Origin of the sequence: Sorangium sp. So ce363 (assembly GCF_051520435.1) — a bacterium.
Classification (GTDB): Bacteria; Myxococcota_A; Polyangia; order Polyangiales; family Polyangiaceae; genus Sorangium; species Sorangium cellulosum_B.
The window spans coordinates 10,170,495-10,181,750 of sequence record NZ_CP150333.1; the positions used below are offsets into that span (position 1 = coordinate 10,170,495).

General features: G+C 70.8%; 14 protein-coding genes. 8 read left to right on the plus strand and 6 right to left on the minus strand.

Annotated features, from left to right (window positions below):
- The first annotated feature begins 52 nt into the window (after nt 1-52).
- The 7 genes from WMF12_RS38160 to WMF12_RS38190 all read left to right on the plus strand — a co-directional run bounded on the left by WMF12_RS38160 (nt 53) and on the right by WMF12_RS38190 (nt 5,838).
- Complete coding sequence (locus tag WMF12_RS38160) at nt 53-580, plus strand: MerR family transcriptional regulator (RefSeq protein ID WP_437741644.1); 528 nt, start codon at nt 53-55, stop codon at nt 578-580.
- Between the two features lie 18 nt (nt 581-598).
- Nucleotides 599-1,816: an IscS subfamily cysteine desulfurase gene (locus WMF12_RS38165; protein WP_437719628.1), complete on the plus strand. Its 1,218-nt coding sequence runs from the start codon at nt 599-601 to the stop codon at nt 1,814-1,816.
- 72 nt (nt 1,817-1,888) lie between these two features.
- Nucleotides 1,889-2,338 carry a Fe-S cluster assembly scaffold IscU gene (gene iscU, locus WMF12_RS38170; RefSeq protein WP_437741645.1) on the plus strand — a complete coding sequence of 150 codons (450 nt, stop codon included), beginning with the start codon at nt 1,889-1,891 and terminating at the stop codon, nt 2,336-2,338.
- Nucleotides 2,339-2,411: 73 nt separating this feature from the next.
- Entirely contained in the window at nt 2,412-2,888 is a 477-nt protein-coding gene (locus WMF12_RS38175) for a HesB/IscA family protein (RefSeq protein ID WP_437853135.1), read from the plus strand.
- A gap of 54 nt (nt 2,889-2,942) precedes the next feature.
- Nucleotides 2,943-3,479, plus strand: coding sequence for a Fe-S protein assembly co-chaperone HscB (gene hscB / locus WMF12_RS38180; RefSeq protein WP_437853137.1), 537 nt, complete (start codon nt 2,943-2,945; stop codon nt 3,477-3,479).
- The gene (hscA, locus tag WMF12_RS38185; RefSeq protein WP_437741648.1) at nt 3,476-5,482 is read left to right on the plus strand and encodes a Fe-S protein assembly chaperone HscA; all 2,007 of its coding nucleotides are present in this window, start codon (nt 3,476-3,478) and stop codon (nt 5,480-5,482) included. The genes hscB and hscA overlap by 4 nt, the downstream gene beginning before the upstream one ends.
- A complete protein-coding gene (locus WMF12_RS38190; RefSeq protein ID WP_437853139.1) occupies nt 5,482-5,838 on the plus strand; it encodes a 2Fe-2S iron-sulfur cluster-binding protein in 357 nt (118 codons plus the stop codon). The genes hscA and WMF12_RS38190 overlap by 1 nt, the downstream gene beginning before the upstream one ends.
- Before the next feature lie 53 nt (nt 5,839-5,891).
- On the opposite strand, the gene WMF12_RS38195 is transcribed toward WMF12_RS38190, so the two are convergent.
- The gene (locus WMF12_RS38195; protein WP_437741649.1) at nt 5,892-6,167 is read right to left on the minus strand and encodes a hypothetical protein; all 276 of its coding nucleotides are present in this window, start codon (nt 6,165-6,167) and stop codon (nt 5,892-5,894) included.
- 250 nt (nt 6,168-6,417) lie between these two features.
- Here WMF12_RS38195 and WMF12_RS38200 point away from each other — a divergent pair, with 250 nt between their 5' ends.
- The gene (locus WMF12_RS38200) at nt 6,418-6,966 is read left to right on the plus strand and encodes a DUF4142 domain-containing protein (RefSeq protein ID WP_437853141.1); all 549 of its coding nucleotides are present in this window, start codon (nt 6,418-6,420) and stop codon (nt 6,964-6,966) included.
- A 61-nt stretch (nt 6,967-7,027) separates the two neighbouring features.
- Here WMF12_RS38200 and WMF12_RS38205 read toward each other — a convergent pair whose 3' ends face one another.
- From WMF12_RS38205 to WMF12_RS38225, 5 genes are all read right to left on the minus strand, one after another.
- A complete protein-coding gene (locus WMF12_RS38205; protein WP_437853143.1) occupies nt 7,028-7,654 on the minus strand; it encodes a hypothetical protein in 627 nt (208 codons plus the stop codon).
- A complete protein-coding gene (locus WMF12_RS38210) occupies nt 7,651-8,289 on the minus strand; it encodes a hypothetical protein (protein WP_437741652.1) in 639 nt (212 codons plus the stop codon). Before WMF12_RS38210 ends, WMF12_RS38205 begins: the two co-directional genes overlap by 4 nt.
- Nucleotides 8,290-8,450: 161 nt before the next feature.
- Complete coding sequence (locus WMF12_RS38215) at nt 8,451-8,855, minus strand: hypothetical protein (protein ID WP_437741653.1); 405 nt, start codon at nt 8,853-8,855, stop codon at nt 8,451-8,453.
- A gap of 178 nt (nt 8,856-9,033) precedes the next feature.
- On the minus strand, nt 9,034-10,125 hold the full coding sequence (ychF, locus tag WMF12_RS38220) for a redox-regulated ATPase YchF (protein ID WP_437853145.1): 1,092 nt from the start codon (nt 10,123-10,125) through the stop codon (nt 9,034-9,036).
- Nucleotides 10,126-10,229: 104 nt separating this feature from the next.
- Nucleotides 10,230-11,180, minus strand: a complete 951-nt coding sequence (locus WMF12_RS38225) for a LysR family transcriptional regulator (protein WP_437853147.1) — start codon at nt 11,178-11,180, stop codon at nt 10,230-10,232.
- Nucleotides 11,181-11,256: the final 76 nt, after the last annotated feature.

The following is an 11,256-nucleotide window of genomic DNA, read 5'->3' on the forward strand; positions in this document are numbered from 1 at the left end:
GCAAAGCATCGCGGGGCCCGTCACGTCCGGCACGTCCCGAACGGACGACCTGATGGGGGCTCTCGGTGGCGCCGAGGAGGAGGAGCGCCTCCTTCAGGTGGGGGACATCGCCAAGGCAACCGGGAAAACCGTGCGGGCGATCCACCACTACGAAGAGGTGGGGTTGCTCACGCCGCACGCCCGCTCCAAGGGGCGCTACCGGCTCTACGATCACGCGGCCCTGACCCGCGTCCGGTGGATCGGCAAGCTCCACGACCTCGGCCTGTCGCTGAGCCAGATCCAGCAGATCGTCTCGACCTGGGAGTCGTCCCCCTCGGCCCCCGGCGCGATGGCGCAGATCCGCCACGTCTACCAGCAGAAGCTCGAAGAGGTGCGGGAGCAGGTCGCGCACCTCAAGACCCTCGAGCACGAGCTCGTGGCGAGCCTCGCCTACCTCGACACCTGCGAGGCGTGCGACCCGGCAGAGCTCGTCGCCGCCTGTACGAACTGTAACCTCCACGACAAGAGCACGGCTGAGCCCGAGCTCGTCGCCGGGATCCGCGGCAATGGGCATTGCCGCCACGGCTCGAATCACCGCTGAGCGAGAAACACCATGGCTATCCAGCTTCCGATCTATATGGACTACCACGCGACGACGCCCGTCGATCAGCGTGTCCTCGACGCGATGTTGCCGTATTTCAACGGCAAATTCGGCAACGCCGCGAGCCGGAGCCACGTCTTCGGCTGGACGGCCGAGGAGGCGGTCGGCCACGCTCGCGAGACGCTCGCCAGGTTCATCGGCGCCTCGAACCCCAAGGAGATCGTCTTCACCTCCGGCGCGACCGAGAGCGACAACATCGCCATCAAGGGGGTCGCCGAGTTCTACAAGGACAAGGGCAACCACATCATCACGAGCGTCATCGAGCACAAGGCGGTGCTCGACACCTGCAAGCGGCTCGAGAAGCAGGGCTACGAGGTCACCTACCTCAAGGTCGACAAGTACGGGATGGTCGACCCGGACGACGTCGCCCGGGCGATCACCGACAAGACGATCCTTGTCTCGATCATGCTGGCCAACAACGAGGTCGGCACGGTCCAGCCCATCGCCGAGATCGGAAAGATCACGAAATCGAAGGGCATCCTCCTCCACTCCGACGCGGTGCAGGGGGTCGGGAAGGTCCCGTTCAACGTCGAGCAGATGGGGGTCGACCTCGCGTCGGTGACGGCCCACAAGATCTACGGCCCGAAGGGCATCGGCTTCCTGTACGTGCGCAGGTCGAAGCCGCGCGTCCGCATCACCGCGCAGATGGACGGCGGCGGCCACGAGTTCGGCATGCGGTCCGGCACGCTCAACGTGCCCGGCATCGTCGGGTTCGCCAGGGCAGCCGAGATCCTCATGGAGGAGGGCGAGGCGGAGTCGGCGCGCATCCTGTCGCTGCGCGAGCGGCTCAGGAACCGGCTCTGGAAGGAGCTCGACGCCATCCAGCTGAACGGCTCGCCCGATCGGCGGCTGCCGGGCAACCTCAACGTGTCGTTCAGCTTCGTCGAGGGCGAGGCCATGATGATGGCGATCAAGGACGTGGCGGTCTCGAGCGGCTCGGCGTGCACGAGCGCCAGCCTGGAGCCCTCCTACGTCCTCCACGCGATGGGCATCGGCGACGACCTCGCCCACTCGTCCATCCGGTTCGGGCTCGGGCGCTTCACCACCGAGGAGGAGGTCGACTACGTGGCTGACCTCGTGATCCGGAAGGTGAACAAGCTGCGCGACATGTCGCCCCTCTACGAGATGCACAAAGAGGGGATCGACCTGAACACCGTGCAGTGGGCGGCCCACTGACGAGCGGCGCGGGCGCCGCCGGCCCGACAGCGCAAGGTTTCGAGACGAAAGGAAACGGTCGAGGAGAGAGCCATGGCATACAGCGATAAGGTCATCGAGCACTACGAGAACCCCCACAACGTCGGCACGCTCGACAAGAATGACGAGAGCGTCGGCACCGGGCTCGTCGGCGCTCCGGCCTGCGGCGACGTCATGCGCTTGCAGATCAAGGTCGGCGAGGGCGGCGTCATCGAGGACGCGAAGTTCAAGACGTTCGGCTGCGGGTCGGCCATCGCGTCGTCGTCGCTCGCCACCGAGTGGCTGAAGGGCAAGACGATCGACGAGGCCGAGACGATCAAGAACAGCATGATCGCCGAGGAGCTCCACCTGCCTCCGGTGAAGATCCATTGCTCGGTCCTCGCCGAGGACGCGATCAAGAGCGCCATCGCCGATTTCCGCGCCAAGCAGCAGGCGAAGAGGGAGCTCGCGGGCGCGGCGCCTTCGGTCCCCGCCGCGGCCGCCGCGACGGCGAGCGCGGAGTAACAGCGCCGGGGCTTCGGGGCGGAGGCGGCCCACAGCACCGGAACCGGAACCGGAACCGGAGAAGGAACGACGCATGCAGAGCAGTGAGCAGACCACGACCAAGGCGGCGGACACCGGGCCGCACGCCGCGCCCGCCGCGACGGCCGACGGCGCGCCCGCGCGCAGCGACGGGGCCTCGGGCGAGCCGGAGGCAAAGTCGAAGCGGACGCTCTCGGTGAGCGACGCCGCGGTGCAGGCCATCCGGGCGCAGCTCGCCAAGCGCGGCACGCCCGAGGGCGCCATCCGGGTCGGGATCCGCGGCGGCGGCTGCTCCGGGTTCTCCTACGTCATCGAGTTCGAGGACAAGCCGCCCCGGTCCGGCGACCTCGTCCTGGAGTTCGCCGAGCCGGACAAGGCGACCGTGCGCGTCTTCTGCGACAAGAAGAGCATCCTCTACCTGGGCGGCTCGGTGCTCGACTGGGAGAAGACGCTCATGTACCAGGGCTTCAAGTTCAAGAACCCGCACGAGGCGACGCGCTGCGGCTGCGGGCACTCGTTCACGGTGGCCTGAGCCGCCGCAGGGAGCGCCCGCCCCGTCTCCGAGGCGCCTTCCCCAGAGCACGCCATGACCGATCCCTTCGATACCCTGGGCGTCGAGCCGCGGTTCGACCTCGACCTGCGCGCGCTGGAGCAGCGCCACCGCGATCTCTCCCGCGCGCTCCACCCCGATCGCTACGCGGGCGCCCCCGCGGCCGAGCGCCGGCTCGCGCTCGGCCGCGCGATCGAGGCGAACGACGCCCTGCGCGTCCTCAGGGATCCGATCCGCCGGGCCGAGGCGCTGCTCCAGCGCGCCGGGGTCGCGCGGGGCGAGGAGGGCGAGCAGAAGGCCTCCCCCGCCCTGCTCATGGAGATGATGGAGTCGCGCGAAGAGCTCGCCGAGGCGGCGAAGGGGCGCGATCCCGCGCGGATCGCGCGGCTCGGCGAGGCGATGCTCGCGCGCGAGCAGGCGACCCTCACGGCGATCCAGGGCGCCTTCGCCGCCGCAGGGAATGATCCGGAGCAGCTGCAGGGCGTGCTCGCCTTGCTCAGCGAGCTCCGCTACATCCGGCGGTTCCTCGAAGAAGTGAGCGCCATCGAAGAAGAACTCGCAGATTTGAAATGACCCTCCTCGAAATTTTCGACCCCAAGGCAAGGCCCAGCCCGATCGGCATCGATCTCGGGACGACGAACTCGCTCGTCGCCCGCGTGCGCGACGGCCGCCCGGTGGTCATCGACGACTGCAATGGAGAGCGGCTGGTGCCGTCGGTCGTGCACTACGACGAGCGCGGCCGCGCGGTCGTGGGCGACAGCGCGCGGCGGCTCGCGCAGAGCCACCCCCGCGAGACCATCGTCAGCGTGAAGCGCTTCATGGGCCGCGGCGCGAACGATCCGGAGACGCGGCGGCTCGGGCCGTACGAGTTCGCGGAGCCGAAGGGCCCCGACGACGCGAAGAGCGTGCGCTTCAAGGTGCGGGACGCGGTCGTGACGCCCGTCGAGGTGTCGGCGGAGATCTTGAAGGAGCTCCGCACCTCGGCGGAGCGCGAGCTCCGCTCCGTGGGCGGCGCGGTGATCACGGTGCCGGCGTACTTCGACGACGCCCAGCGGCAGGCGACCAAGGACGCCGGCAGGCTGGCTGGGCTGGAGGTGCTGCGCCTGCTCAACGAGCCGACCGCCGCGGCGCTCGCGTACGGGCTCGACAAGCAGCAGAACGGCCTGTTCGCGGTGTACGACCTCGGCGGCGGGACGTTCGACGTCACCGTCCTCCTGCTCGACAACGGGGTCTTCCAGGTGAAGTCCACGGGGGGCGACAGCTCGCTCGGCGGCGACGACATGGACAGGGCGCTCGCGGAGCGGCTGCTCGAGGAGATGGGCGCGACGCGGCGCACGCCCGAGGTGGTGCGGCTCGCGCTCGACACCGCCCGCAGCATCAAGCACGCGCTGACCGACGCGACGCAGATCGAGATCGAGCTGCCCGTGCAGGCGGCCGAGGCGACGGGCGGCCCGGCGTCGAAGCTGGTCACCGTGACCCGCGACGAGCTGAACGCGCTCATCACGCCGCTCCTGGAGCGCACCGGCGTCGCGTGCCGCCGCGCGCTCCGCGACGCGGGCGTCCAGGCCGCGGACCTCGACGGCGTGATCCTCGTGGGCGGCGCGACGCGCGTGCCCCACGTGCGCGACTACGTGGCGCGCCTCTTCGGCAAGGAGCCGCTCAAGGACATCGATCCGGAGGAGGTCGTCGCGCTGGGCGCGGCCATCCAGGCCGACATCCTGGCCGGCTCGATGGATCGCGCGGACGAGGTGCTCCTGCTCGACGTGCTGCCGCTGTCGCTCGGCATCGAGACGATGGGCGGCGTCGCCGAGAAGATCCTGCCGAGGAACACGACGATCCCGGCGGGGGCGCGGCAGGTCTTCACGACCTACGCGGACAACCAGACCGGGTTCGATCTGCACATCGTGCAGGGCGAGCGGGAGCTCGCCGCCGACTGCCGTTCGCTCGCGCGCTTCGTGCTGAAGGGGATCCCGCCGATGCCCGCGGGCATGGCGCGGCTCGAGGTGACGTTCCGCGTGGACGCCGACGGCCTGCTCGGCGTGACCGCGCGCGAGCAGACGACGGGGGTCGAGCAGAAGGTCGAGGTCAAGCCGAGCTACGGGCTGACGGACGAGGAGGTCGAGACCATGCTCCTCGCGGCGCTGGACCACGGGGAGGAGGACCTTCTCAAACGCCGGCTGGTCGAGGCGCGGGTCGAGGGCGAGCGCGTGGCGATGGCGACGCGCAAGGCGCTCTCCGCGGACGCCGATCTGCTCGATCCCGGCGAGCGCGAGGCGATCGAGGGCGCGCTGAAGGGCCTCGACGCGGCGATCCGCGGGGACAAGCCGGGGCTGATCCTGGCGCGCACGGAGGCGCTCGACGAGGCGACGCACGGGTGGGCGGGGCGGCGGATGGACCGCGCCGTGGCCAGGGCGATCGCGGGCAAGCAGGTCGAGGACGTCGAGGCGAAGGTCGCCGCGGCGAAGGGCGTGGACGCGCACCTGGCCGAGCACGGCGGGGACGACGCGAGCCACGCGCAGGTCGAGGCGGGCGGCGCTGGCGCGGCGAAGGCCGGCGTCGAGGCGAGGAGGAGCTGATGGCCAAGGTCCGATTTCTGGCGCACGGACGCGCGTGGGAGGTCGAGGCCCCGGTGGGCTCGTCCGTCCTCCAGGCGTCGAAGTCCGTGGGCGCGCCCGAGGGCGACGCGTGCGGCGGCGTCTGCGCGTGCTCCACCTGCCACGTCTATGTCACGAAGGGGCGCGAGCTCCTCAGCGAGGCCGAGGAGGACGAGGAGGACATCCTCGACAAGGCCTTCGACGTCCGGTCCACGAGCCGCCTCGGCTGTCAGGCGAAGATCTTGAAAGACGGCGATATCGAGGCGGAGATCGCCCGCGAGAGCCTCGACGCTTTCTACAACGAGCACCCGAACGTGAAGGATCCGCGCAAGGGCTGAGCCCTCGGCGCGGGCCGACCAGCGCGATCAACCCGCAACGACGGCAGGGACGGCTACGGCGGCGGCCTCACCTTCGCGGTCGCCGGCTTCGGCTCGCGCTGCGAGGGCGGCGGGCGGCGGAGCTTGTCCAGCTCGGTGCTCGCCTCGGTGGCGATGCGCCGAGCGATGTGGGCGAAGGCCGAGGCGGCCTCCCTGGCCGGCGGTGTCGAGACGATCGCGACGAGGTGCTGCGCGGCCGTCTTCCTGCCGATGGGGACGAGGAAGAAGGTCAGGGCGGCGAGGAGGAAGACGACGCCGTTCGTGAGGCGCTTGAAGAACTCGCCGACCACAGGCGCCAACCGTAGATGGAGCGATCGGCCGGGGCCCAGTTCTCGGGAGCCTTTTGCCCTTCCAGCCGGAGGCGATCACCTGCTCGCCCCATGCTCGCTGCGCCCCTTGCCAGAGCGCCCCGACCTCACGACAAACGGCGGGCGGCTCGACCGGAGGCGCCGAGCCGTGGAGCGCGGCCGTCGCGGGACGATGGAGCGCTCGGCGCGGCCGCGCGGTCGTGGGCGACCGCCAGGACAAGGAGGGAAGGAGATGCTCAAGCCTGTTCTATTCACCATCATGACGGCGGCAGCGTCCTTGGCGGTCTCCACAGCTGCAGAGGGGCAGCGCCCGGCAGGGGAGCAAGCCCGAGCCAACCAGACCAAGCTCAACGAATCGGATCGGGAGTTCGTGGAGGAGGCCGGCCAGGGAGGGCTGCTGGAGGTGCGGCTCGGGCAGCTCGCGCAGCAGCGCGCCGCGAGCCCGGACGTGAAGCGCTTCGCGCAGCGGATGATCGACGACCACTCGGCGATGAACAAGCGGCTCGCGGCGCTCGCGCAGCAGAAGGGCGTGCCCGTGCCGCAGGAGCTCTCTCAGGAACAGCGCGAGGAGGTCGACGAGCTGTCCAGGAAGACAGGGGCCGAGTTCGACCGGAAGTACATGAGCGAGATGGTCGACGACCACGAGGACGACGTCGAGGAGTTCGAGGAGGCCACGAAGGAGGCGAAGGACGCCGACGTGAGGCGCTTCGCCGCCACGGGGCTGCCGCTGCTCCGGGAGCACCTCGCGATGGCGAGGCAGGTCTATGACAAGGTGAAGTAGACGTGGCTGCGCGAGCGCGCCGGCCCTGCGCGGCGTGGCCGGCGCACGGCGGCCGGCGCGCTCAGGCGACGACGCGCGCCGCGCGCTCGGGCCTCTCCGCTGGCGGCGGGGTCGTCCTCGACCTCGCCGCGCCGCGGACGGGCGCGAGCTTGCCCCGGAGCTTCTGATACGCGGCCGTGTCGACGGGCTCGCCCCGGACCCAGGTGCGGATGAACGGCGCCACCCCGGACTCCCAGGCGACGCCGAGGCGGAGCGCGAGGAACTCGCCGTAGAGCGCGGTGAAGAGCGTCTCGAGCTCCTCGATGAGGTACATGCGCTCGTAGAACTGCTCGTCCGCGGCGTCCTTGACGACGCTCGGGATCTTCACGCCCGAGAGCGAGAACGCGTCGGCGTTGAACAGGAAGGCATACTCGAGCTCTCCGCGCGTGACGCGGACGCGCGCGTGCGACGGGAGCTTGCCCTGGCGCAGCGCCTCGTGGGCCTCGGGGGCGCTGCTCGGCGCCGCGCCCTTGAGCCGGCTCTGCTCCTTCTCCTGGACGAGCGTGATCTGCCCCTCGAGCCAGAGCTCGCAGACGCCGAGGGCGTCCAGGGAGAAGCGGCCCTCGAAGAGCTCGCTCTCGAACCAGAGCCAGACAAGGAATTCGCGGCCGACGAACCGGCGCTGCTCGATCAGCTCAGCGAGGCTCACAGGGCACCTCCAAGGGTCGATTCAGCGTGGAAGACCGTGGGTTTGAGCAGCTCGAACGCGGCCAGCTGCTCGGCCGACAAGCCGAGCTCACGGGCGGCGGTATACGGGCTCTCCGGCACGAGATCGAGCTCGAAGGTCTCTTCGAAGAGCTCCGAGAGCCCCTCGTGCGCGCGCGGCGACTGGTTCCAGAACCGGACGACGCCGGCCTCCAGGTTCCAGGACAGATCCACGACCTTCATCACCGGCATGAGCTGCGCGCGGAGCTTCCTCGACACGACGGCCCGGAGCTCCTCCTTCTCGCGCCGCCCGAGCTTTTCGCGCCCGCGCTTCGCGAGGTGCTCCCGCTCCGCCTCGGCGAAATGCGCCTTGAAGAGCGCCGAGGGCACCTGCCAGCGATCGGTCCTGAGCCCGAGGTTGATGTACGAGTTGAAGAAGATCTTGCCGTGATCGAGCTCGCAGTCGAGCGGATTCTCGATGGAGCACCACCCGGCGCGCTGCTCCGCGTCCTCTTCGACCGTGAGCGGCCGGAACGCGCGGAGCTGGATTCGCTCGACGAACCTGTCGCGGAACCCCTCGGTGAGCTCGCCGCGGACATAGAACTTCGAGAATGAGATGGATCCTTTGAGTGCGCCCAAATGATCGTCCTTTCGTCCCGTGAAGGCGAAGGAGGTAGCCGAGCGGATCCAGGGGGTCAAAAAACCGGACGGGGCGCCGCGGCCATCGGCGCGATCGTCCAAAGAACGGCGACGAACGGCGACGGCTCCGGCCGCCAGGCGGGCTGGGCAGTGGGGCGCGGTCAGAGCGGCTGGACCAGCGGCGGGCGCAGCCAGCGGCCCGAGAACGGGCCAGTAAGGTAAAAGCGATAGTGAAGGAAATACGGCTGCTCGTCGGGCCCACAGAAGACGACGGTGGATCGCAGGAAGCGGCCGAAGACGTCGTCGCCGGGCTCCGCAGATGGCCTGTGGCCGATGGCCGGCGCGGGCACCGCTGGAAAGCGGGGCGGCGCGCCCTCCGAGAACCCGCGCGGCAAATCGCATAGCGCGGGCGGAACAGGCGCCCGCGCCGCGCCGCCGCCCGGGTCCGGGGCGCCCGCCTCCTCGGGCGGGACGTCGGTGGCATCCGCGACGCAGCCCGCCGCGGCGCTCCCCCACGAGGAGAGGAGAACCAGCACACACCACGCGCCGACGCTCGCCCTGGGCACCGTCCTGCCTCCGTCCGAGAAGCGCGAGGTCCGCGGAGCGCCGGCGGTCGTGGCCGGCACACCGCGCCTGCGCGAACGCCGGAGGAGCAACGGCGGTGCCGCGCCGCCCGCGAAGCAGGGGCGCACCGGGCGCGCTCAGGGAGAGCGACGGCGGCGGGCGCGCTCGTGGGACGGACGGTCAGACGTTGAAGAGGAAGTGCGCGACGTCGGCGTCCTGGAAGACGTACGTCTTGCCCTCGACGCGCAGCTTGCCAGCGGCGCGGATGGCGGCCTCGGTCCTGTGCTCGACGAGGTCGTCCACCTTGTAGACCTCCGCCCGGATGAAGCCCTTCTCGAAATCGGTGTGGATGACCCCCGCGGCCTGCGGCGCCGTACACCCGATCGGGATCGTCCAGGCGCGGATCTCCTTGGGACCGGCCGTGAAGTAGCTCTGGAGGCCGAGCAGCCGGTAGGCCTCGCGCGCGAGCGTCGAGAGCGCCGGCTCCTTCATGCCGAGGCTCTCGAGCATCTCCTTGCGCTCGTCGGGCGCGAGCTCGTTCAGCTCCGCCTCGAGCTTGCTGCAGACCGGCACGACGCCGCTGCCCTCGGAGGCGGCCCGCTCGCGCACCTTCATCGCGAGCGGGCCCGTGCCGGAGACGTCGGACTCGTCGACGTTCGCCACGTAGAGGACCTTCTTCGCCGTGATCAGGCCGAACGTCTTCACGACCTTTCGCTGCTCGTCGTCGAAGGAGAGCCCGCGGACGGGCTTGCCGGCCTGGAGCGCCTCGAGGCACTTCTCCATGAGCGCGATCTTCGGGAGGAGCTCCTTGTCGCCCTTGGCCTGCTTCCGCGTGCGCTCCAGCATCCCCTCAAGGGAGCCGAGGTCGGCCAGCATCAGCTCCGTCTCGATCGTGTCGATGTCGCGGAGCGGGTCGACCCCGCCGTCGACGTGCACGACGTCCGCGAGCGTGAAGCAGCGGACCACGTGGAGGATGGCATCTACCTCACGGATATGACTCAGGAATTTGTTCCCGAGCCCCTCGCCCGTGCTCGCGCCGCGCACGAGCCCGGCGATGTCGACCACCTGCACCATGGCAGGGATGATCTTCTCGGTCTTGATGAACTTCGCGAGCGTCGTGAGCCGGTCGTCAGGGACAGGGACGGCGCCGACGTTGGGCTCGATCGTGCAGAAGGGGTAATTCTGCGCCTCGGCCTTGGCGGCCGTCAGCGCGTTGAACAGGGTGCTCTTGCCCACGTTGGGCAGTCCGACGATGCCAACCTCGACGCTCATGGCGCGCACGTCTAGCACAGGCAGGGTCGCGCGGCCCGGCCCCGTGGGCAGCACCGCCGCAGCGCCAAACGAGATTCCCGGTTTGCCCGCGCCGCCGTCCGCCGTCAGCGCCGCGCGCGGCCGGGCGCGCGGAGGGCGCCGGCGAGGTGGTCGACGAACGCGCGCACCCGCGCGGGCAGGAAGCGCGACGGGAGGTACACCGCGACGACCTGGCGGCGCACCGGGAGCCACCCGGCGAGCACCTCGCGCAGCCTGCCCGCGGCGACGTCGGGCGCGGCGAGGTACGCGGGCAGCTCGGCCAGGCCGAGGCCGGCGCGCGTCGCCTCGAGCACGGCGAGGACGCTGTCGCTCGAGAAGACCGCGGGCAAGCGCGCCGTCGCCGGGGCGCCGCCGGGCTCGACGAGGCGAAACGCGACGTGCGACGCGCCGCCCGCGCCGTAGCGGAGCCCGGCGTGTGATCCGAGCTCCGCCGCGCCGCGCGGCGCGCGGTGGCGGCGGAGGTAGCCCGGGCTCGCGTAGAGCCCGCGCCGGTCGTCCTCGAGCGGCCGCGCGACGAGCTCGGCCGGGAGCGCGGAGAGCATGCGCACCGCGACGTCGATGCGCTCCTCGACCAGATCGGCGAGGCGATCGCCGCAGCGGAGATCCACGGTGACGCCCGGGTGCTCGGCCTGGAAGCGCGCGCAGAGCGGGGCGACGCGGCACGCGCCGTAGACCGCGGGCGCCGCGACGCGCAGCGGACCGCGCACCGTCTGGTCGCGCGCGGCGATGTCGCGCTCGAGCGACTCGACGTCGGCGAGGAGCTGCCGGCCGCGCGCGACGTACGCTTCGCCGAGATCGGTCAGCGAGACCCGGCGCGTCGTGCGCTGCACGAGCTGCACGCCGAGCCGAGCCTCGGCGCGGGAGACGGCCTTGCTCACCGCCGACGGCGTGAGACCCAGCCGCTCGGCCGCCGCGGAGAACGAGCGCAGATCCGCGATCGCGACCAGGAGCCGCAGGGCGTGCGCGGCCTCGGACGGGTCGATCGATGAACCGAGCTCACGAATCCTCGCCTTCACGCGCCGATTGTACGCTCCGGGGCTCAGGTTCACCGGTCGCGAAGCGCCGCGCGAAGGAGCCGCCGGATGAGGGCGC

Excerpts from the sequence above, each read along its gene's own strand:
- hscA (WP_437741648.1), top strand. The coding sequence starts at position 3,476 with ATGACCCTCCTCGAAATTTTCGACCCCAAGGCAAGGCCCAGCCCGATC.
- WMF12_RS38160 (WP_437741644.1), top strand. The coding sequence starts at position 53 with ATGGGGGCTCTCGGTGGCGCCGAGGAGGAGGAGCGCCTCCTTCAGGTG.
- WMF12_RS38200 (WP_437853141.1), top strand. The coding sequence starts at position 6,418 with ATGCTCAAGCCTGTTCTATTCACCATCATGACGGCGGCAGCGTCCTTG.
- WMF12_RS38175 (WP_437853135.1), top strand. The coding sequence starts at position 2,412 with ATGCAGAGCAGTGAGCAGACCACGACCAAGGCGGCGGACACCGGGCCG.
- hscB (WP_437853137.1), top strand. The coding sequence starts at position 2,943 with ATGACCGATCCCTTCGATACCCTGGGCGTCGAGCCGCGGTTCGACCTC.
- iscU (WP_437741645.1), top strand. The coding sequence starts at position 1,889 with ATGGCATACAGCGATAAGGTCATCGAGCACTACGAGAACCCCCACAAC.
- WMF12_RS38190 (WP_437853139.1), top strand. The coding sequence starts at position 5,482 with ATGGCCAAGGTCCGATTTCTGGCGCACGGACGCGCGTGGGAGGTCGAG.
- ychF (WP_437853145.1), bottom strand. The coding sequence starts at position 10,125 with ATGAGCGTCGAGGTTGGCATCGTCGGACTGCCCAACGTGGGCAAGAGC.